This window comes from Pseudacidovorax intermedius (assembly GCF_001476815.1).
Taxonomy (GTDB): Bacteria; Pseudomonadota; Gammaproteobacteria; order Burkholderiales; family Burkholderiaceae_C; genus Xenophilus; species Xenophilus intermedius_A.
On record NZ_LDSL01000170.1, the window covers coordinates 1 to 21300 of the forward strand.

18 protein-coding genes and 1 pseudogene are annotated in these 21300 nt (G+C 68.6%); 11 read left to right on the forward strand and 8 right to left on the reverse strand.

Going from position 1 to position 21300, the window contains the following annotated elements; genetic code table 11:
* The 7 genes from NS331_RS22315 to NS331_RS26370 all read left to right on the forward strand — a co-directional run.
* A partial coding sequence (locus NS331_RS22315; RefSeq protein ID WP_345940360.1) for an endonuclease domain-containing protein occupies nt 1-411 on the forward strand: 411 nt, incomplete at its 5' end.
* A gap of 197 nt (nt 412-608) precedes the next feature.
* Entirely contained in the window at nt 609-1802 is a 1194-nt protein-coding gene (gene prpF / locus NS331_RS22320; RefSeq protein ID WP_058644135.1) for a 2-methylaconitate cis-trans isomerase PrpF, read from the forward strand.
* Nucleotides 1803-1876: 74 nt separating this feature from the next.
* Nucleotides 1877-2737 carry an isocitrate lyase/PEP mutase family protein gene (locus NS331_RS22325; protein ID WP_058644136.1) on the forward strand — a complete coding sequence of 287 codons (861 nt, stop codon included), beginning with the start codon at nt 1877-1879 and terminating at the stop codon, nt 2735-2737.
* A gap of 17 nt (nt 2738-2754) precedes the next feature.
* Entirely contained in the window at nt 2755-3720 is a 966-nt protein-coding gene (locus tag NS331_RS22330) for a DUF4434 domain-containing protein (protein WP_058644137.1), read from the forward strand.
* Between the two features lie 265 nt (nt 3721-3985).
* On the forward strand, nt 3986-4954 hold the full coding sequence (locus NS331_RS22335) for an anti-phage phospholipase (protein ID WP_242873858.1): 969 nt from the start codon (nt 3986-3988) through the stop codon (nt 4952-4954).
* The gene (locus tag NS331_RS25815; RefSeq protein ID WP_206597357.1) at nt 4951-5889 is read left to right on the forward strand and encodes an anti-phage nucleotidyltransferase; all 939 of its coding nucleotides are present in this window, start codon (nt 4951-4953) and stop codon (nt 5887-5889) included. The genes NS331_RS22335 and NS331_RS25815 overlap by 4 nt, the downstream gene beginning before the upstream one ends.
* A 246-nt stretch (nt 5890-6135) precedes the next feature.
* The gene (locus NS331_RS26370; RefSeq protein WP_153012989.1) at nt 6136-7458 is read left to right on the forward strand and encodes a hypothetical protein; all 1323 of its coding nucleotides are present in this window, start codon (nt 6136-6138) and stop codon (nt 7456-7458) included.
* Between the two features lie 70 nt (nt 7459-7528).
* Here the strand turns inward: NS331_RS26370 and NS331_RS22340 are convergent, their stop codons facing one another.
* A complete protein-coding gene (locus NS331_RS22340) occupies nt 7529-8260 on the reverse strand; it encodes an alpha/beta fold hydrolase (RefSeq protein ID WP_058644139.1) in 732 nt (243 codons plus the stop codon).
* Nucleotides 8261-8319: 59 nt separating this feature from the next.
* Between NS331_RS22340 and NS331_RS22345 the strand changes: the two genes are divergently transcribed.
* From NS331_RS22345 to NS331_RS22360, 4 genes are all read left to right on the forward strand, one after another.
* A complete protein-coding gene (locus NS331_RS22345; RefSeq protein ID WP_058644140.1) occupies nt 8320-8700 on the forward strand; it encodes a helix-turn-helix domain-containing protein in 381 nt (126 codons plus the stop codon).
* A 135-nt stretch (nt 8701-8835) separates the two neighbouring features.
* Nucleotides 8836-10002: an acyl-CoA dehydrogenase family protein gene (locus NS331_RS22350; RefSeq protein WP_058644141.1), complete on the forward strand. Its 1167-nt coding sequence runs from the start codon at nt 8836-8838 to the stop codon at nt 10000-10002.
* 67 nt (nt 10003-10069) lie between these two features.
* Complete coding sequence (locus NS331_RS22355; protein ID WP_058644142.1) at nt 10070-10306, forward strand: acyl carrier protein; 237 nt, start codon at nt 10070-10072, stop codon at nt 10304-10306.
* A gap of 15 nt (nt 10307-10321) precedes the next feature.
* Complete coding sequence (locus NS331_RS22360; protein ID WP_058644143.1) at nt 10322-11761, forward strand: AMP-binding protein; 1440 nt, start codon at nt 10322-10324, stop codon at nt 11759-11761.
* On the opposite strand, the gene NS331_RS22365 is transcribed toward NS331_RS22360, so the two are convergent.
* From NS331_RS22365 to nfrB, 7 genes and pseudogenes are all read right to left on the reverse strand, one after another.
* Nucleotides 11751-12374 carry an alginate O-acetyltransferase AlgF gene (locus NS331_RS22365; RefSeq protein ID WP_153012990.1) on the reverse strand — a complete coding sequence of 208 codons (624 nt, stop codon included), beginning with the start codon at nt 12372-12374 and terminating at the stop codon, nt 11751-11753. The two genes, NS331_RS22360 and NS331_RS22365, sit on opposite strands and share 11 nt — an antisense overlap.
* Before the next feature lie 106 nt (nt 12375-12480).
* Nucleotides 12481-14061 carry a Fic family protein gene (locus NS331_RS22370; protein WP_206597358.1) on the reverse strand — a complete coding sequence of 527 codons (1581 nt, stop codon included), beginning with the start codon at nt 14059-14061 and terminating at the stop codon, nt 12481-12483.
* A gap of 148 nt (nt 14062-14209) precedes the next feature.
* On the reverse strand, nt 14210-15793 hold the full coding sequence (locus tag NS331_RS22375; RefSeq protein WP_058644145.1) for an MBOAT family O-acyltransferase: 1584 nt from the start codon (nt 15791-15793) through the stop codon (nt 14210-14212).
* A gap of 5 nt (nt 15794-15798) precedes the next feature.
* Nucleotides 15799-16902 carry an alginate O-acetyltransferase AlgX-related protein gene (locus NS331_RS22380; protein WP_058644146.1) on the reverse strand — a complete coding sequence of 368 codons (1104 nt, stop codon included), beginning with the start codon at nt 16900-16902 and terminating at the stop codon, nt 15799-15801.
* 2 nt (nt 16903-16904) lie between these two features.
* Complete coding sequence (locus tag NS331_RS22385; protein WP_058644147.1) at nt 16905-17906, reverse strand: alginate O-acetyltransferase AlgX-related protein; 1002 nt, start codon at nt 17904-17906, stop codon at nt 16905-16907.
* Between the two features lie 63 nt (nt 17907-17969).
* Nucleotides 17970-21044 carry an NfrA family protein gene (locus NS331_RS27390; RefSeq protein ID WP_058644148.1) on the reverse strand — a complete coding sequence of 1025 codons (3075 nt, stop codon included), beginning with the start codon at nt 21042-21044 and terminating at the stop codon, nt 17970-17972.
* A 40-nt stretch (nt 21045-21084) separates the two neighbouring features.
* Nucleotides 21085-21300 (reverse strand): annotated as a pseudogene (gene nfrB / locus NS331_RS27270) (glycosyl transferase family protein); the annotation flags it as partial.

Here is a 21300-nt window from a genome sequence, read left to right on the forward strand (position 1 = left end):
GCGGGAGAGGGGTTGGGGGAGAGGGGGATGCACCCACAAGACTTCGCCAAGGCCCTGCGCCAGCAGATGACGGACGCCGAGCAGTTGCTTTGGCGCCACCTCCGTGGTCATCGCCTCAAGGGTCACAAGTTCCGCCGCCAGCAGCCGCTGGGGCCCTATGTGGTCGACTTCGTGCATTTCGGGGCGCGTCTGATCGTCGAGGCGGATGGCGGGCAGCACAACGCATCGGCACACGATGCGGTGCGCGATGCCTGGCTGCGGCGGCAGGGGTTCGCCGTGCTGCGGTTCTGGAACAACGACATCCTGCGGCAGACCGACAGTGTGCTGCAGGCGATCTGGCTGGCGCTGGAGGTGGAGCCACCCCTCTCCCCAACCCCTCTCCCGCAAGGGGAGAGGGGCAAACTCCGCTGATCTGCCTTCTGTCTTCAGTCCGCTCCCCCCTTGCGGGAGAGGGGCAAACTCCCGATTGCCTTCTCTCTTCGCTCCCCTCTCCCCTTGCGGGAGAGAAGCAAACTCCGCTGATCTGCCTTCTGTCCTCACTCCCCTCTCCCCTCGCGGGAGAGGGGCCGGGGGAGAGGGGGCTGCACCACCACCCACCCCTCTGACCCATGCCCGCACCCCAGATCAAGATCCCCGCCACCTACATGCGCGGCGGCACCAGCAAGGGCGTGTTCTTCCGCCTGCAGGACCTGCCCGAACGCGCCCGCGCGCCCGGCCCCGCGCGCGATGCGCTGCTGATGCGCGTGATCGGCAGCCCCGACCCCTACGGCAAGCAGACCGACGGCATGGGCGGTGCCACGTCGAGTACCAGCAAGGTCGTCATCCTGTCGAAGAGCACGCGGCCCGGCCATGACGTGGACTACCTCTTCGGCCAGGTCGCCATCGACAGCGCCTTCATCGACTGGTCGGGCAACTGCGGCAACCTGTCGGCCGCCGTGGGGCCCTTCGCCATCGCCGCCGGCCTGGTCGATGCGGCCCGGCTGCCTGCCGAAGGCACGTGCACCGTGCGCATCTGGCAGGCCAACATCGGCAAGACCATCGTGGCCCATGTGCCCATGGCCGATGGCCAGGTGCAGGAGACCGGCGACTTCGAGCTGGACGGCGTGACCTTCCCGGCCGCCGAGGTGCCGCTCGAGTTCCTCGACCCGGCGGAGGAAGGCGAGGGCGGCGCCATGTTCCCGACCGGCCGCGTGGTCGACCCGCTCGACGTGCCCGGCGTCGGCCGCTTCGCCGCCACGCTCATCAACGCCGGCATCCCCACCATCTTCCTGAACGCGGCCGACCTGGGCTACACCGGCACCGAGCTGCAGCCCGCCATCAACGGCGATGCCGCCGCACTGGCCCGCTTCGAGGCCATCCGCGCCTGGGGCGCCGTGCGCATGGGCCTGATCCGCGACGTGGCCGAGGCCGCCACGCGGCAGCACACGCCCAAGGTGGCCTTCGTCGCGCCGCCGCAGGATTACGTGGCCTCCAGCGGCAAGGCGGTGCGCGCGGCCGATGTGGACCTGCTGGTGCGTGCGCTCTCCATGGGCAAGCTGCACCACGCCATGATGGGCACGGCGGCGGTGGCCATCGGCACCGCGGCCGCCATTCCGGGCACGCTGGTCAACCTCGCGGCCGGGGGCGGCGAACGCCGCGCCGTGCGCTTCGGCCATCCCTCTGGTCTACTGCGGGTCGGCGCCGAGGCGCGGCAGGTCGATGGGCCGGCCGGGCCCCAGTGGCAGGTCACCAAGGCCCTCATGAGCCGCAGCGCCCGCGTGCTCATGGAAGGCTGGGTGCGCGTGCCCGGCGACTGCTTCTGAATTTCCGACCCAGACGGCGCGGCGCACGGGACACGCCCAGGCGCACGCAGCCGTCGTATTCCCTGCTTGCTCGCATGTCCACTCGCAAACGACTCCGATCCCTGGCCGAGGCCCGCCGCGGCGTGCTCGTGCCGGGCGCCTTCAATGCCCTCTCGGCCCGCGTGATCGAAGACCTCGGCTTCGAGGCGATCTACGTCACCGGCGCCGGCGTCACCAACATGTGGTTCGGCATGCCCGACCAGGGCTTCATGGGCCTGGCCGAGATCGCCGACCACACGGCCCGCATCCGCGATGCGGTCGAACTGCCGCTCATCGTCGATGCCGACACCGGCTTCGGCAATGCGCTCAACGTCTACCACACGGTGCGCACCCTGGAGCGCGCCGGCGCCGACTGCATCCAGCTGGAGGATCAGGTCGCACCCAAGCGCTGCGGCCACTTCTCCGGCAAGGAGGTGATCGGCACCGACGAGGCCGTGAGCAAGATCAAGGCGGCCGTCGACGCCCGCCGCGATGCCGACCTGCTGATCCTGGCCCGCACCGACGCCGCCGCCACGCACGGCTTCGAGGCCGCCGTCGAACGCGCGCAGAAGTTCGCCGAGGCCGGCGCCGACATCCTCTTCGTCGAAGCGGTCACGAAGGAGGACGAGGTGCGCGCCCTGCCGCAGCGCCTGGCCAAGCCCCAGCTGATGAACATGGTCATCGGCGGCAAGACGCCCATCTTCGATGCCGACCAGCTGGCCGGGCTGGGCTACGGCATCGTGCTCTATGCCAACGCGGCGCTGCAGGGTGCGGTGATGGGCATGCAGAAGGCCCTGACGGCCTTGCGCGACGACCGGCAGGTGCAGGAAGCCAGCGGCCTGGTCGCGCCCTTCGCCGAGCGCCAGCGCCTGGTCGGCAAGCCCGGCTGGGACGCGCTGGAACAGCGCTACGTCTGAGCCGGACGGTCCCCAAAATGCCCACCCGACGTTCCTGGCTCGGCGCCGCCGGCGCCGCCGCGGCCCTGATGGCCGCGGGCTGCACGTCCGCGCCGATGCGGCTGGACGGCACCTTCCTGCAGCCCTGGCGCAGCCACGAGGCCCTGTCGCTCGAGGAGTGGCAGCGCCGCCTGCGCGTGACGCGCGCCCTGGGCTGCCGCGAGGTCGTCGTGCAGTGGATGGGCCTGTACGGCGGCGCCAACGACTGGATGCTGCAGCCGTCCCTGCTGCAGATGCTGTTCGACGAGGCCGCGCGCGAAGGCATGGGCGTGCGCCTGGGCCTGCCCTACGACGAGCGCTGGTGGACCACGCTGGGCGCCAAGCAGCCCGAGGCGCTGCCCGCCTTCCTGGCGCAGACCCGCGACCGCAGCCTGTCCACCATGCGCAGCGCGCCGTGGCCGGCCCATGCCGCCTTCCGCGGCTGGTACCTGCCCTACGAGATCGACCAGTACAACTGGGCCACGCCCGAGCGCCGCCGCCAGCTCACCGCCTGGCTGCGCGACCTGGCGGCCGAGCCGCTGCAGCGCGGCCAGCCCCGGCTGGCCGTCTCCACCTTCTACAGCCGCCTGCCCACCCCGGGCACGCTCGACGGCCTGTGGGCCGACATCCTCGACGCCGCACCGCTGCGGCCCATGCTGCAGGACGGCGTGGGCGTGGCCGGCATGGGCAACTACGCCGGCCTGGAACCGCTGCGTCGCCTGCTGCGCCAGCGCGGCGTGGCCTTCGACCTGATCGTGGAACTGTTCGAACAGCTGCCCAACCCGCCGGGCACGCCCGACACCTTCCGCGCCCGTGCGGCGACGCTGGAGCGGGCGCGCGCGCAGCTGGAGGTGGCCCGCAGCTATGGCGCGGAGCATGTGCTGGCCTTTGCGATCGATCCGTGGCTGCTGGGGGATACGCCGGAGGCGAAGAAGCTGTTGCGGGATTGGCGTGAAGGTGGTTGAGCGGCGTGAGTGCTGACGAATTGGCGCGACGGGCGCGAGGGCAGGGCTGCCGGCGCTCGCGGACTCGAGCGCGGCACAGCAAAGGTTGTTGTTCGTCGGGCTTTGCTTGCGGGGGACTGCTAGCTCGGGCTTGCCTTGGGCGGGTACGACCAGAAGCGGAGAAGGCCGGGCGACCCATTTGCAGGCGTGTAGGCCGTCTGTTCTAGCCCGGTCCGACCGGGACGGTTGCTGCCTAAGCGTTGGCGCCTCCTACACGGTAAGAGGTATGACTTGGGAACTCGAAGTTACATTCGTCGGTATGTCAGCCGAAGCAGCCCGCCGCACGCCCTTCCGCATCCTCACTCTCGACGGTGGGGGCGCGAAAGGCTTCTACACGCTGGGCGTGCTGAAGCAACTCGAAGCGATGCTCGGGAGCAAGCCTCTCTGCGAGAGATTTGATCTCATCTTCGGGACCAGCACCGGCGCCATCATCGCGACGTTGCTCGCTCTGGGCCGCACCGTTGAGGAAATCCGCGACCTCTATGAGAAGGAGGTTCCGCGCCTCATGAGTGTTCGTGGCAGTAACTCAAGATCGGCCGCACTACAAGGACTCGCGGACCGGGTGTTTGACGGCGCTACCTTCTCAGACATGAAGACCGGCATCGGCATCGTGACCGCCCGGTGGCTCGAAGAGAAACCGATGATCTTCAAGGCGCACATCGGCCAAGCTCACGGAAGCAAAGGCACCTTCGAGCCTGGCTTTGGCGCATCCGTTGCGGATGCCGTTGTCGCCTCATGTTCCGCCTACCCGATCTTCAACCGAAAACTCGTCAAGACCAGCGACGGCAATGTCGAACTTATCGACGGAGGCTACTGCGCTAACAACCCCACCCTCTACGCCATCGTAGACGCGACGAAGGCGCTAGGATACGAACATGGTGAATTGCGGGTCGTCAGCTTAGGGGTCGGCAACTATCCCGAGCCACCCAAGTACTGGCACAAGTGGGCAATCGAGAAGTTCTTTCTAGTTCGCTTACTGCACAAGACGTTGGGGATTAACACGCACTCCCTAGCGCAACTCGCTGCGCTGCTCTGTCGGGATGTACCTATGGTTCGCATCAACGATAGCTTCACGACCCCCGACATGGCCGCAGACCTAATGGAGCACAACATCGACAAGTTGAAGTTGCTCTATCGGCGTGGCAAAGAGTCGTTCGGTAAGCATGAGCATGAACTTCAACAACTGATGGTGTGAGCAGTCTTCCGCAGGGCAGAACACTTCTTTTGAGGGGAACGATGGCTATTCCGGAATCACAGCTTGAAGTCTGGTCGCATCAAGGTTCGGTGACCCAGTCTGCACAGACTTACGAGGCGATTCGAACCGTGCTTAACGACAGCACCTCTCCGTATTATCCCAAGCAGTTCTCAATTTTCCTCCAAGGCTCATATGGGAACAACACGAATGTTTACCGGGATAGTGACGTCGACATAGTGATATGTCTCGACCAGACCTACTACTCGGACAAAAACGCGCTGTCAGAAAGTGCGAAAGGCAGCTACGACAGGGCGTTCAGCCCCGCAACATACTCGTATGACGACTTCAAGGCTGATGTTCTTGCATGGCTCACAAAGAAGTTCGGTTCGTCAGTCGTCCCAGGAAAGAAGGCCATTCTCATTAAAGGTAATGACACGAGGCGCAATGCTGACGTTCTAGTGTGTGCGAAGCATAGACGCTACCGCGCACACAGTAATGGGAACGACAACCAGTATGACGAGGGCATCTGCTTTTGGACTAGTAGCGGAATGCAAATCGTCAACTTCCCTAAGCAACATGCGGACAACTGTACGACCAAGCATCAGAATACAAATAGCTGGTTTAAGCCAGTGGTGCGCATATACAAGAATATGAGGAACCGCATGATCGATGACGGTTACCTCGTGGAAGAGATTGCGCCGTCGTACTTTATCGAGGGCATGCTTTGGAACGTGCCGGCGCTTAAGTTCGGCGCGAGTTACGGGAGTTCGTTCGTCGATACTTTCAATTGGGTTGCGGAGGCTGATAAGACAAAGCTCGCTTGCGCAAACGATCTGTTCTGGCTTGTCCGTGACAACAATCACAATTGCTGGCCGAACGCAAACTTCGGTGCCTACTTGGCGGCGACGAAAAGGTACTGGAACGACTGTAACTGACGACAATCACTCCTGATCGTGTGTGAGACGGAGTTTTCAGCCGAAAATTCGGACCAGCGGTGGTTGGGAACCTTTCCATACCGCTCCGACGCTATCGGCCTGAGGTCAGGACTGCCGCCGGTTTCAAAGACACCTTGTTAAGGTGGAAGATGAAATCGGAGGTGGTTAACGGAGATTAGAAAGAAATTCAGCCGCGAGTTTAAGCGGACACGTCAAACGTCAGAGCCTACATTCAAGAATAGCGAGATGCTTGATTTCCGGAATTTTCCAGGCTCGCAGGAGTTTCAACGACATGCTCTAGCGTACTTGCGAGGCAGCATAAGCCGATTCTTCGGCGGATCGGTAAAGTTCGACTCGCAGCCCCTTGGAGCACTGAGGCATCAGCATGGCCTCGACATTGCTGCGACGCCTCATCGCGGCGTTTACATCGTTGATAACGGCACGTGTGCGGTAATCCTCGGCCGGGTTCTGCACGGGAATGGAGTGAAGGCAGCCTTCTCTCTTCAGCTTCGAGACACAAACGTCGAAGGCTTGGAAAAGCTGTTCAATGTATTCGAGGCGGCCTTGGCAGTGACGCTCACAAGAGGGGCGGTGCACAAGTTCGCCGACAAGCCGCATCAGTATGGTGACGAGCTGATCGAGCTGACAATATCTAAGTATTTCGGTAAGGGTTACTATGACCATAGAAGGATCCAAGTAGCCATAAACCTCTTCCATGACTTGGCCAACACACGGTTCGAGGGAAGAAACTTCACGACGGGGCTCGTCCTTACGCGGTCACATTACGCATACGCCGAAAAAAAAGGACACACGCGGGAAGGACGGCTGTTCCCGCTTGAGACCGGAAGGAACCTATCTTCAGCCGACGGCGTTGACAAGAGGTTCTGGTATCTGTCGGATGGGCAAACGTCATTCTTTCTCGCGAACCGACATTTGGAGCTAAAGCATCTCTTCATCACTCACGGTGCCCGTCAATCGCTTGCTACCTTCGTCGACGATTACACGTTGAGCAAGACAATAAAAGGGGGAGACGTCCTCTTCCGTGTCTCTAGTCAGTCGGAGTGGTCTATCACAGGCTCGGAAGGCATCGAATTCGGATTTCGTGAAGGGCGGTGGCGTGCTAGGAATCTCGACCAGATATCCAAGTTAGTCAGAGCCACGCTACAGGTACAGGAAAATTTTGTGCAGGGCTTGCTGTTCTATGTTTTCTACTTGTCTCGCCGCAGACTAAGTTCAATCCTATGGGTGCCCATGGACGTCTCCCAGATCGAGCAAGTTGTGTTGTCGCAAAACCGCTTCACTCAGCAACCATTCTCAATTTTGGACGAGATGCATACGCAATCCTTAATACGCCTCCTTTCGAGTGATGGAGCTTCGATAGTCGCGCGGGATGGCACTCTGATCTCCTTCGGGTGCGTCGTGGATACGTCTAAGCTGCAGGTAAAGGGCATCAAAGGAACCGGCGAGTCTGTGGCAAGCCTGTTGGGCTCAAACGGGCTAGCGGTGAAGATCTCCCAAGATGGAACAATCAAGCTCTATCCCTCCAACGCTGCGCCTCTGATCATTTAGATGCCTTTGATCGTTCAGCCACTTTTTCGAACGAGAGTTCTCGAACAGTCTCCCAAGCCGATTGGCACAGTCACCGCAGCGAACTGATAGCCACACGCTCCAGCCAGCGCCGCGCCGCCAGCTCAACAACACCCGGCTGCTCCAGCGTCGCCATGTGACCGCAGTCTTCTATAACCACGAGTTCCGCGTCAGGCAGCAGCGCCGCCATGTCTTCACTCAGCGCCAGCGGCGTCACCTGATCTTCGCGTCCACATAACACCAGCGCCGGAACGCGCAAGTCCCGCAGCAGCGCGCGGCTGTCGGCGCGATCCATGGCAGCCTGCTGCTGCCGCGCAAAACCCTCGGCGCCCACCGACCGCGCCATGTCGGCCAGCAGCGCCAAAAGCGTCGGGTCCTGCAGTCGCGAGGGATGCAGCACGCGCGGTGCAAACCCCGCGGCGATCTGGTCCAGCGTCGCGGCGCGGCTGCCCATTGCCTGCAGCATGCGCAGGCGGGCCTGCCTGGCCTCTGGCGCGTCGGCGCCCGCGCCCGTGTCCAGAAGGGCGAGGCCGGCGATGCGCTCCGGCGACTGGCGACAGACCTCCATGGCCACGTAGCCGCCCAGCGAGAAGCCGGCCACGGCGAACGGGCCCGGCGGCATGCCGGCGATCGCCGCTTGCGCCGAGCGCGCCACGCTGTCGTGAAGGTGCGTGGCGGCGACATGCACGCCGCGCGTGGCACCCAGCGCGGGCAGGATCGGGCCCCAGACGCGCGCGTCGTTCATCAGTCCGGGCAGCAGAAGGAGGGGCAGGGGCGGGTTCATGGCTTGTTATAACCATGCAGTCGACTGCAGGGTCAAGCCACGGAGCACGCGAACGAACAATGTGGATCGGTGAATTTGCACGGCGCGCCGGCGTCAAGCCCACGACGGTGCGCCATTACGTCCGGGAGGGGCTGCTGGTGCCCAAGGCGGGCCTGGCGGGCGGGTCGAATCCCTACCTCGAGTTCACCGAGGCGGACCTGCGCCTGCTCGCCGCGATCCAGGCCGGTCAATCGCTGGGCATGTCGCTGGGCGAGATCAGGATGCTCATCGCCGAGCGGCGATCGGGCAACGGGCGCGCGAAGCTGCTCGCGGCGCTCGTCGCGCAGCGCGAGACGCTGAGGCAGCGCGCCGTGGGACTCCGGACGATGCTGGCTTTCCTGGACCGAAAGATCGCGTGGCTGGCGTCGGGGGCGAGCGGGCCGCCCCCCGCGCATGACTGACCTCGGCGAGCGCGCCGCCAAGTGAAGTGACGTCAAACCGCCACGCGGTCAGGACGCGGTCACCCGTCCTACAGGAAGCTCACAAAACGTCAATAGATAATGAAAATGTATCAACAGCGTGAGCGTCAAGTGGGCATGAGTGCGCCTGAATCCGCACCTCGGGAGGAGGGCATCGACGCCGCAGCGGCCAGGGCCGCCGAGGTGGCCGCGCGCCATGCCGACGCGGTGGACCGCGAAGGCCAACTGCCCGACCAGGCGCTGCAGAGCCTGCGTGCCGAAGGCCTGCTGGGCCTGCTGGTGCCACGCCGCTTCGGCGGCCCCGAGTTGCCGCTGCGCGACGTCGTCAACGTCTGCCGGCGCCTGTCCGAAGGCTGCGCGGCGACCGGCCTCATCTTCGCCATGCACCAGTCGCAGTCGGCCGTGGCCATCGCGCATGCGGGCGACAGCGACTGGCACGGCGGCCTGCTGGCCCGCATGGCGGCGGAGCAGCTGCTGGTGGCCTCGGCCACCACCGAGGGCGCCACGAGCGGCGGCATCCGCACCAGCGCCTGCTTCCTCGACCAGCAGGGCGACGGGCTGCACCTGCACAAGGCCGGCGCCGTCATCTCCTATGCGCCGGCGGCCGACGTGTTCCTCGTCAGCGCCCGGCGCGCCGAGGACGCCGCGCCCAGCGACCAGCGGCTGGTGGCCGTGCTGCGCGAGCAGATCGCACTGACACCCCACACGCCCTGGAACCCCCTGGGCATGCGCGGCGCGCGCACCGACCGCTACGACCTCGCGGTGCGCTGCGGCGCCGAGCAGGTCTATGCCGAGCCCTTCTCGGTGCACATGTCGCAGACCATGCTGCCCACCTCGCACCTGCTGCTGGGCGCGGTGTGGTTCGGCATCGCGGTGGCGGCGCTCGGCCGGGCGCGCAACTTCCTGCGCCACCGCAACCGCGGCGGCGCGCCGCTCAACCCCATCGCCAACCTGCGGCTGGCCGAGGGCGAGACGCTGCTGCAGCAAATGCACCATTCCCTGGCCGCCTGCATGGCGCTCTACGAACACCCGGGCCGCGCCACGGGCACCGAGCGGCTGGTGGCCTTCAACACGCTCAAGGTCGGTGCCTCGGAACTGGTGGTGCGCATCACCGACATCGCGCTGCGCATCTGCGGCATCCAGGGCTACATGGAACCGGGCGATTTCTACCTGAGCCGCCACATCCGCGATGCCCACAGCGCCGCCGTGATGGTCAACGACGACCGCATCCTCGGCAGCCTGTCCACCGTGGTGCTGGCCGGCCCGCTCGACCGCGACCTTTGAATTCCCAGCGCGGCGCAGCCCCACGGGGCCGCGCCGCCAAGACCTTGCCTTGCCTTTCGCCACTGCCATGACCCACGCCGAGATCGAAGAACAACTCATCGCCCTGATCCAGTCCGCCATCCTCAAGAAGGTGGACCCGGAGGTGCCCCTGCTCGAATCCGGCCTGCTCGACTCCGTCGCCGCCGTCGAGCTGATGCTGGCCGTCGAAAGCCGCTTCGGCTGCACGGTGCCGATCACCGAGGCGCAGGAGCATCTGTACTCGGTGCGCACGCTCACCGACTTCGTCGCCGCCAACGCCGCCTGAGCGCACCGGCCGGTCATGCATTTCGACTACGACAGCGGCCGCTTCGTCCACACCGACGCCGGCGGCGACCGGCCGGCCATCGTGGCCCGCGACCGCCACCTGGACTGGACCGCCCTGCAGCGCGAGGCCGAGGCCTGGTGCGCCGAGGCGCAGCGCCTGGGCCTGGGCGCGGACATGCCGATCGTCATCCGCGGCCACAAGGAAGCGGCCTTCATGGTCGCGCTGACCGGCGCCCTGATGCTGCGCGCGCCCTTCGTGCCGGTCGATGCCGTCTATCCGGCCGAGCGGCTGGCCAGCATCTGCGGCATCCTCGACGCCCACCTGCTCTACGACGCCGCCGCCGGACGCTTCGAGGTACTGCGCGAAGGTCCCGGCACGCCGCTGGCCGAGAAGGCGCTGTGCTACGTGATGTTCACGTCCGGCACCACCGGCCAGCCCAAGGGCGTGCAGATCGGCCGCGAGAGCGTGCAGGGCCTGATCGACTGGATGCGGCTGGACTTCGGCCTGGGCGAGCGCCCGGTCTTCCTCGACCAGACGGTGTTCAGCTTCGACGTCTCGCTCTACGACGTGTTCGGCACGCTGGCGCTGGGCGGCACCATCCTCATGCTCGACCGGCAGGACGCCGCATCGCCGCTCAAGGTCGCGGCGCTGATGGCCGAACATGGCGTGACGACCTGGGTGTCCACGCCGTCCTTCGCGCAGCAGCAGCTGGTCAACCCCGGCTTCACGCAGGCCGCGCTGCCGCAGCTGCGCACCTTCGTCTTCTGCGGCGAGCCGCTGCCCGTGCCGCTGTGCCGGCAATTGCGCAAGCGCTTTCCCGACGTGCCGCTGCTCAACACCTACGGCCCCACCGAGGCCACGGTGGCGACCACGCTGCTGGTGGTGGACGACGCCATGCTCGCCACCGACGCGCCGCTGCCCATCGGCCGCGCCAAGCGGGACAGCGCCGTGTACTGCGACGAGGGCGAGCTGTGCATCGCCGGCCCGCACGTGATGCGCGGCTACCTCAACCGGCCCGACCTCAATGCCACGCGCATGTTCGTCCGCGACGGCCAGCGCGGCTTCCGCACCGGCGACCTGGGCACCGAGGCCGAGGACGGCCTGCTCTTCTGCCACGGCCGCATCGACGACCAGATCAAGCTCAACGGCTATCGGCTGGAGCTGATGGAGGTGGATGCGGCCCTGGCCACCTTGCCGGGCGCACGCGCCGCGTCGGCCGTGGCCCTGCGCCGGCCCAATGGCGCCGTGGCGCGGCTGGTGGCCTTCGTCGAGACAGGCAGCGACGACCCGGCGCTGCCGGCCGAACTGGCCGACTGGAAGGCGCTGCTGGCCGCGCGCCTGCCGCACTACATGATCCCGTCGGAGTTGCTGCCCTGTGCGCAGCTGCCGGTGTCGGTCAACTACAAGACCGACCGCGCCAGGCTGGCGCGGCTGTACGAGACGCTCAACGCCTGAAGGCGTCGGTGCGGGCCGGCTGCATCGTGAGCACCGGCTTGTCGGCGCTGCCGGTCATGAACAGGCTCAGGTGGTCGCCGGCCTGCAGCGCGGGCAGAGCCTGCGCCGCACTGGCGGCAATGCCGCAGGCCGCGGCCAGCTGGGCCTGCACCGGGTTCACCGAACGCGCGCCAGCGCTCATTGGCGCCACGTCCCGCACCACCGGCGTGCCGGCGGGCGCGATCTGCAGCTGCGCCTTCGCGCAGCCGGGCACCAGGTTGTAGAAGCGCAGCTCGGCCTTCAGCGCGTCGGGCACGTCGCCCGTGTCGTCGATGGCGGTGAAGGCATGGCCGCCGCCCTCGCGGCGCAGCACCCAGGTGCCGAAGCTGTCGGGCTTCACGTCCAGCGTGGCTGCCTTCTTGCCGCCCACCTGCACGACGAAGGGCTTGCCGCCGGCCACGATGGCATAGCTGGTGGCGGGCGCCTGCGGCCCGATGCGCTGGGCCGGGCCGCCGGCCACCTGCACCAGCAGCGTCTCGGCCGTGGGATTGACCACGCGCACGAAGGACGAGCCCGCGGGCGGCCGCGCGGCATAGAGCTGCGACAGGGCGCCTTCCTGGGCTTGGCCGGGCATGGCGGTGCCGAATGAGAAGACCGCAGCGACGACGAAGTGCGGCAGGAGGGCTGCGCCGGCGTGACGCGCACGTTTGGAGAAGAAGGGCATGGGCAACGGCGGGTGTTCAGGGAGGTGGTAGGGGTGCTTCATCCTGCATCGTGCGTGTCACGGCATCCACGATCTCCTGCCACACGCCAGGCTGCGTCAGGACGGGCAGTTCCTTCGCCAGAACCTGGCTCAGCGTGCCCTGGTTCTGCTCGATGGCACGCAGGATTCGGTCGGCCTGCGGGTCGGGCATTTCCACCACCTCCTTGAGCGCCGCGCGGGCTCGGCCATGCGCGCGCAGAAAGCGTGACTCTTCCCGCATCTGCTCGGTAAGCGTGCGGCGGATCACGCTGGCAAGGTAGACCGTGTGGGTGCCCAGGTCCGGATAGCGCCAGAGCGGCCGGGCCATGGCGCTGCCGCCAAAGGCGAGATTCGACGTCACGCCGTCCGGGTAGGTCGTCCGCTGTGGCGTGAACGCCACCGTCTGGCGCACGGCGCGCATCAGCGGACCGGAGATCTGGTCCAGCACCCAGTCGTACTGGCGCCGCTCGCCCGCGTCGTGGGTGATGACGGCGGAGATCGGCAGGATGATGGGATCAGGCACCACCCCGTCCCGACGCAGCACGTCGTTGACCAGGAAGCGGTGGACCCGCCCGTTGCCATCGGCCAAGGGATGGATGTAGACGAAACCGAAGGCGACGACGGCGCTGCGCAGGACGGGCGACTGGCCCGCCGTCCGCGCGAGAAAGGTCCTCAGTCCCTCCAGCATCGCGCCCACGTCGGCCGCGTCGGGCGCGACGTAGTGCACCACCTCCTGGTAGCGCACCGTCTCGCCCACGAACACCGGAGAGTGGCGAAGGCCGAAGTCGGACAGCGTGGTCCGCTCGCCCAGGATCTCGCGCTGCAGCTCGGCGAGGGCTGCTTCGGTGAGCGGCGCCTCGCCCTGGCCCGTACTCCGCGCCATGACGTCTGCAAAGCGCTGCACACGCCCCACGCGATCGGCCTCGCCTTCGATGGCGAAGCTGGCCTTGCTCTCGCGCAACCTCAGCCACACCGCGGCGCGAAGCAGCAGGTCTTCGCCGAATTCCTGCGTCAATGCCGCGAAGAGGCCGGCCACGTCCAGCGCGCAGGCGGCCGCCACGGCATCGGTCCGGACGACCAGCGGGCAGAAGGACGGTGTGCCCGGCAGGTTGTCCGTGACCCGCCAGCGCGGCACCTTGACCGCTCGGTCCGGCGATGCGGCGACCACCTTGCGGGGATCGACGGCATCGACGTAGTTGCCGGCCAGGCGCTCCGGCACCTGCAAGGCCTGGCCCGTCAGCCATTCGAAAAGGAAGGCGGCGCGGCGCGCATACTGGCCAGACGGCTCTTCGTCGATCCAGGTCTGCACAAACTCGCTGCCGGCGACGTCGAACAGCCGCGCCAGGAACTCCAGGTAAGGCACCTCGTGCCGCAGATGGAACTGCAGATGCGCGGCAGGGTGGGCGGCAGGGCGCATCGGCTCCGTATACGTCTCCAGCCGGAAGCCGTCCTCCACCTGCGTGGCGCGCCGGCCGCCGATCCGGCTCAGTACGGGCAGGCGGCCGAGCGGCGCGACATCGAAGGCGCGAGCCAGCCAGGCGGCGCCGATGGGGTCGGTGGGCAGATCGGGCAGAGGCATGCCAGCAGGTGCGCACGATCGATCAGAAATTGCCACAGGCTGCGCAAGATCGATCAGGCGTGCGAAAAATCAATTAGGAATTCCTAGTTTTGCACAAGAACGATGGTGCGCGTGGGGTGCCGGGGTTGTATGGACTGCGGGCGGTGCGTCAGAACTGGAAGTACAGGAACCGCGCTTCGCGGTGCAGGTTCATGAGGCTCATCATCAGCATCAGCAGCGTGAGCAGCAGCCAGCCCAGGCTCGGCCGCCAGCGCAGCCACGCCGGCCGGCCTTCCTGCACCCGGCCCAGGGCGGGCGAGAAGCGGCCGAGGATCTGGTAGGCGTTGGGCATGCCCCAGGCGATGGCCAGCAGCAGCACGATGAGCAGCGCCTGCACGTGGCGGCCGAGCAGCGACTGCCAGCCGACCCAGCCTTGCGCCAGCAGCGCGGCGGCCTGCGCACCGCCCAGCGATTCGATGCCGCGCCCGCCGGCCATGCCGTGCAGCAAGGCCAGGGCATCGGGCACGTCCTCGGCCCGGAAGAACACGTGCGCCACCGTGACGCAGGCGAAGGTCAGCAGCACGCAGGCCACCAGCCACAGCCGCTTGCCACGCGCACCCTGGGGCGCGAGGCGCGGCGCCAGGCCGATGCGCCAGGCATGGTTGACGCACAGGTAGCTGCCGTGCAGCAGGCCGTAGATGAAGAACTGCAGGCCGGCGCCGTGCCACACGCCCGCCAGGCCCATGGTGTAGAGCGTGGGCCAGCCGATCATCAGCGCGAAGCCGGCCGGCGTGCGGCTGCCGGCACCGCCCACCGGCAGGCCGCGGTGGCTGCGCCAGCGCGACACCTTCATCGCCATCGGGTAGTACAGGTAGGTGGTGAGGTAGCGCGTCAGCGTCATGTGCCAGCGTGCCCAGTAGTCGATGATGCTGGCCGCCTTGAAGGGCGAGTTGAAGTTCAGCGGAAAGCGCACGCCGAACATCTTGGCCAGGCCCAGCGCCATGTCCGAATAGCCCGAGAAGTCGAAGTACAGCTGCAGCGTGTAGGCCAGCGCGGCGCCCCAGGCGGCCCAGAACTGCGTGTCGCCGGGGGCCGCGAAGCCGGCGTCGGCATAGGGCGCGATGCTGTCGGCCAGCAGCACCTTCTTGGCCAGCCCGATGATGAACAGCGTGCCGCCCACCGACAGGTTCTCGGCGCGGAAGCGGTAGGTTTCCGCCTGGTCGAACTGCGGCATCATTTCCTTGTGATGCAGCACCGGGCCCGCGATCAGGTGCGGGAAGAAGGTGACGAACAGCGTGTGGTTGAGCAGGCTGGCCTTCTTCACCGCGCCGGCCTGGCAGTCGAGCAGGTAGCCGATCTGCGTGAAGGTGAAGAAGGAAATGCCCAGCGGCAGCAGGATGTCCTGCACCGGGCCGTGGCGCAGCCCCAGGTCGGCCAGCGCAGCCAGCAGCGTGGTGAAGTACTTGTAATAGAACAGCAGCGCCAGGTTGCAGGCCACGCCCACGGCCGTGATCCACCACTGGCGCCGCTTGTCCTGGGCATGCGCCAGGATCAGCCGGCTGAACACATGGTTGACCGCGATGGAGCCCGCCAGCAGCAGCACGAAGCGCGGGTTCCACCAGCCGTAGAAGACGAAGGACGTCAGGCACAGCCACAGCGCCGCCCAGCGCCGGCCGGCGGCGGCCAGGGCGTAGTAGCCGCCCAGCGCCACCGGCAGGAAGAGGAACAGGAAGAGGTACGAGTTGAACAGCATGCGCGTCAGGGCAGGGCGGCGGCGGCGCGCGCCTCGTCGGCGCTCAGGGGCAGCGACAGCGAGAGTTCGGAGAAGGTCCAGACCACCAGCTTGAGGCTGCGCGGCCATTGCTCGCGTTTGGCGAGCGCGGCCAGCATGGCGCCGGAGAAGTAGCCGCCGTCATGGCTCAGCGTCCAGATCTCGCGGCCCAGCTGCCGGCCCAGGCGGCCTGCGAATTCGCTGCGCAGGCCGTTGGAGTCGCCCGCCAGCAGCACCTCGGCCGGCGGTCCGTCGTCCAGCAGGCCGCCGCTGGCCACGGGCACGATGCGTTCGGGCCGCACGCGGTCCAGCGGCGGATGCCAGCCGGCGGGCAGGCCGTCCAGGCCGGCGAGCACGACCAGGTCGCCCATGCGCGGCTCGGGCGTTTCGCCGCGCTCGTCGGTGAAGCGCTGTGGTCCCTTGCCGCCCAGCAGCGGCAGGGCGGCGCGGCCGATGGCATCGGCGGCGGCCTGGGCGCCTTCGGGCGCCATGTGCACGTCGGTGCGGTAGTAGGGCTGGGGCAGTGCGGCCAGGGCGGGGCGCAGGTCCACGTGGGCCACGCCGGCCGCAGCGAGCCGGCCCTGCCAGTCGTCGAAGCGGGCGCGCATGGCGGCATTCACCGGCAGGCCGCACAGCCGATCGGCCGCGATGCGCGACTTGTCGGGCACGGTGGCCACCACCAGCTGCACGCCCTGCGCCTTGAAGACGGCGGCCCAGTGCCGCATGAGCGCGATGCGCTTCGCATAGGCGGCCGTGGCGGCGGCATCGCCGGCGGGTGGGCGCAGGCCGTTGCGGTAGAACAGCCAGCCGGGGCAGCCCTGCGCCACTTCCGGCCCCAGGTCGCCCAGCAGCCGCCAGCGCAGGCCGGCGCCCCAGCGCGTCCAGGCGGACTGGCCGGGCAGGGCGCCCAGCGTGCGGTTCATGGCACGTTCGGTGAGGGCTTCGCGCCAGTCGCTGCCGTCGGCGCGCAGGGCGCCGCCCAGGCGCAGCGCGCCCCAGGCGAAGCCGGCCACGATCAGCAGGCCGATGACGAGGGCGAAGGGCCGGTGCGAGGGCGCGGGGGTAGGGCTCGCCGGCGGCGGCGTTGCCATGCTCACGCCAGGGCGGTGCGGATGCGGCGCTGCCATTCCTCGGCGGAGACCACCGAGGCGCTGTCCCACAGCCCGCGGGCATCGGGCCCGAGGTGGAAGTTGGGCTCGAACAGCTGCCACACCAGCGCCTGCGGCTTCTGCTGGCGGAAGCCCGCCGATTCCACGTACTCCAGCAGCACCCGCCAGAAGCCCACGTCGCCCGGCTTCCAGTTGACCGACACCGGCCGGTCCAGCGTGTTGGACAGCTTCTGCGGAAAGCCGAAGTAGGGCTGCACCATGCTGTTGCCGGTGACGTGCACCGGCGCCGGCGCATCGGCCAGCAGGCCCTCGCCGTCGGCGGAGCGGCGCACGGTGTAGACCTCGCGGCCCACGGCGCGGCGCTGCTCGGGCGAGAGGAAGCGGTCGGCCAGGTCGCCGAAGCGGCGCTCATTGATCAGCGGCCCCAGCGCCATGCCGGTGCCCGGCTGGCCGGCCAGGTTGGGCACCTTCTGACGGATCAGGTCGGCGGTGGCCACGGCGGTGGCGTCGGCGGCGGGCTGGGCCCAGTGCTGGTCGGTGCGGTAGTACACCGGCTGGCCCTCCTGGCGCAGCTTGCGCAGCAGCGCATCGTCGTCGAAGGTGGCGACGCCGGCGGCCTGCAGCCGCGACAGGATGCCGGCATAGCGCGTGCGCATCTCGGCCGACAGCGGCTTGTCGGCGGGCAGCTTGTCCTGGTAGATGCCCATCTTGTCGGGCAGCACCGGCACCACCAGCACCACGCCGCGCGCGGCCAGCAGGCGGCCCACCTCGGCCACGCGGGCCACGGTGGCGTCGATGCCCTTCCAGTCGGGCGTGCCCAGGCTGTCCCAGGCGGCGAAGATGTAGCCGTCCTGGCCCACGAAGGCCAGGGTGTCGGTGGGCTGGGCGGCAGCCGGGCCGCTCGGGGCCAGCCCAGCGAACGGCAAGGCCATCAGGCCCAGCAGGTGGCGGCGGCGCAGGCCGCCGGGCGTGCGGTCGTCGGTCATGGTTCGGTCTCCCCTCGGGTATGCCAGGGCTCCGCGGCGCACGCGGCGGGGCCCGTCGGTCGGTCAATAGGAATAGGACAGCGTCACGAAGAAGCCCTTGGCCCGGTCCGCCTCGCCGCCGAGGCGGGCACGGTACTGCAGGGCCAGGTCGGCATGCGAGCGCTGGGCGTTGTAGCGGTCCTCGTTGAGCCAGTAGCGCAGGTTCACGCCCACACCGGCACCGGCCGACCAGCTGGTGCCGTTGCCCGCCAGCGCGAAGCTGCTGGCGCCGGCCAGCGGCACGCCGCTGGCGCGGCCCTGGGTCGAGTACCAGTCGCCCGCCACGGTGATGTGCGGGAACACCACCAGCCGGTCGCTGTACGAGGTGAGCATGCTGCGGCCGATGCGCACCTCGCCGGCGGCGAAGCCCTGGCCGCGGCGCAGCCGGCCGTCGCCGGTGCCCAGCACGTTGCCGGCGGCATCGCGTTCGGTGTAGGCCACGCCGTGGTCCAGCAGGGTGTAGCCGGCCTGCAGGTAGCCTTCCATGGTGTACCAGCTGCTGCGGTCCAGCCGCAGCGCGGTGCCCTCGTAGAAGCCGTAGAGCATGTACGCCTGCCAGCCGCCCGAGGCCTTGTTGCCCTGGTAGTCGATGGTGGCGGCCTGGTTGTTGAGCGCGCAGCGTACCGAGTCGGGCCCGGCGTTGAGCGCCCCCGAGCGCGTGGCCGTGCCCAGGAGGAACTGCCGCTCGATGCCGAAGGTGAGGTTGGTGCCGGCGTCGGGCGTGAAGCGCGCGCCGATGGCGCCGGTGGTGGACGGCCAGCCCGCGGTGCCCTTGAAGGTGCTCTCGCCCACGTTGATGGTGCCGCCGCAGGGGTTGTCCACCACCTGGGCGCCGGTCACGGTGGTGCCGCTGCGCAGGGTGTTGGACAGCCGGCCGTAGACCTCGAAGGTGCGGTTGCTGCTGTTGAGGAAGTCCGGCGGCCGCCAGTAGGCCTCCACCGTGCTGAACACCGAGTTGCCCGGCACCGAGATCGGCTGGCCCGCCAGGCCGTTGGAGGCCGAGCGCGCGCCGCGGTAGCCCACCGAGGCATTGACGCCCCACTCGCGCGAGAAGTTGGCGATGGCGCTGCGGGTGTCGAAGCGCTGCTGCCTGTCGAGCGTGATGGTGCCGGCGTCGGCATCGTCGATGGCCTGGCGCAGCATGGCGGCGGCGGCCGGCCGGTTGCCGACGGCGGCGGTGGCATAGGCCTCGTCCAGCATGTTGGTCTCGGGCGCGTCGCCGGTGCTGCGGGCGGCCACGAAGTCCTTGAGGGCCAGGTCGTACTGTTTGCGCGCGTTGTAGAGGTAGCCGCGCTGGCGCAGCAGGCCGGCGTCGTTGGGCTTGGCGGCCAGGGCGGTGTTCAGCCGGTCCATGGCCTCCTGCTGCTCCTGCGCGGTGCCCGAGGCCAGCGTGGTGGTCAGCAGGTTCTGGTTGGCCTCGCTGTCGGGCTGCTCGGCCACGGCGCGGCGGGCCAGGGCGATGGCCTTGGGATATTCCTGTCGGCCATAGGCGGCATAGGCGCGGCTGGCGGGGCTGTCGCTGCCGGGGTCGTCCCAGGGCGCCAGGTCGCAGACGGTGCCGTAGGGCGTGTCGCGGCACAGCTGAAGCGGGGCATGGGCGGCCAGGAGGTCGGCGCCGCTGTCGCCCCAGCTGCCCCAGCCGCGGCCGGCCTGTGCGCGGCGGGCCTCGGCCTGTTTGTCGTCGGCGGGCAAGGGCTGCAGCAGCGCCAGCGCACGGGGCTTGTCGCCGGCGGCCAGCGCCAGGTCGGCGCCGATCAGGCGGGCGTTGCGGCGCTGCTCGGGGCTGATCCAGTCCAGCGCCAGCACGGCGTCGATGTCCTCCTGGGCCTTGGCGGGCTCGCCCAGGGACTGGCGCAGGTAGGCGCGCAGCAGCTGCACGGCGGTGCTCTCCTCGTCCACCGACAGGGCATCGGTGGCGGCCTTCTCGGCGGCGGCATCGTCGCGCATGGCCTGCAGCACGCCGATCAGCAGCAGCCGGTGGCTGGCCACGTCGGGCGCGATGCGCACCGCGTCGCGCGCCTGGGCGAGCGCCTGGCGCAGCCGGCCCTTGTTGAGCTCGGCATAGGCGTCCTGCGCATGCTGGTTGGCGATGGCCTGCCGCGCCAGGCGCATGCGGGCCATGATGGCGTCGCGGTTGGGCGCGCCCAGCGCCATGGCCACGTTGCCGTACTGCACGACGTCGTCGAACTTCTGCTGGTTCTCCAGCGCGTTGAGCCACAGCAGGGACCAGGCGCCCTGGCTGGGGTCGATGCGCACGGCCCGCTCGGCCAGTTGCGCGGCCTCGGCGTACTTGCCGTCGTTGTAGAGGGTGTAGGCCTCGGTGGCGATGGGGAAGCCCTTGCGGTAGGCCTCGGTGGCCGGCGCGCCGCCGGTGTCCGGGGCGGGACGCAGGTTGATCAGCGCGGTCTGCAGTTCGGGGCTGCCGTGGCCCTGGGCGATGGCCTGGGCGGCCAGGCGCGCGGCCTCGTCGTTGCGGCCCAGCTTCTGCAGCGCATACACGCGCAGCAGCTGCAGGCGCGGCACGTCCGGCCGGATGGCCAGGGCGGCCTCGGCCCGCTGCAGCGCGAGTTCGTAACGGCCGCGGTTGTAGGCGCGGAAGCCCTGGTCGGCCAGGCGCCAGGCACGGCCGCGCAGCACGTTCGCGCTGCTGCGGCCGCGGCGGGCAGCGCCGCTGCGCCGGGCCTCGCCACGCGGGCGCAGCTCGGCGGGGTCGACGCGCTGCGGCAGCGCATCGGGATCGGGCTGCGACAGCGCGAAGGACGCGTCCAGCCGCGTGGGCACGGTGGGCAGCCGGCGCTGGCCGGCGCCCAGCACCACGTCGGGCCCGCCGGGCGGAAAGGGGCCCTGCGGCGGCGTGGGCGGCGGTGCGCCGCCGATGGCCATGAGCGGGTCGGCATCGGCCGAGGCGGGCGTGCCGCGCGGCTCGATGCGGGCCATGCGCACCAGCGCCAGGCTGTCGGCGGACAGGCGGCGGCGCCAGCCCGGAACCTCGGCCAGCTGAAGCGCGTCGTGCGGCGTCTCGGGCTGGGGCGCGGCGGGTGCCTCGCGGCCGGCGGTCTGGGCCGACAGGTCCAGGCGCATCGCCAGGCGCAGCTGCACGCCTGCCTCGTCGGGGGCCGGTGCGCTGGTGGCGAAGGCGGGGGCGGCGGCTCTCGGACTGCAGGCGCAGCGCGTTGGCGAGCTGCTCGGAGTCGATGGCGCGCCAGGACAGCAGCACCTCGCCCAGGCGCTGGCGGGTCTGCACCAGCTGCTCGTCGGAGGGGAAGTCGTGCATGGTCTTGTCCCAGACCAGGCGGGTGCCGAAGAGCTTGTTCGACAGGAACAGCTTCCAGGCCCGCGCCGCCGCCGCGGCATT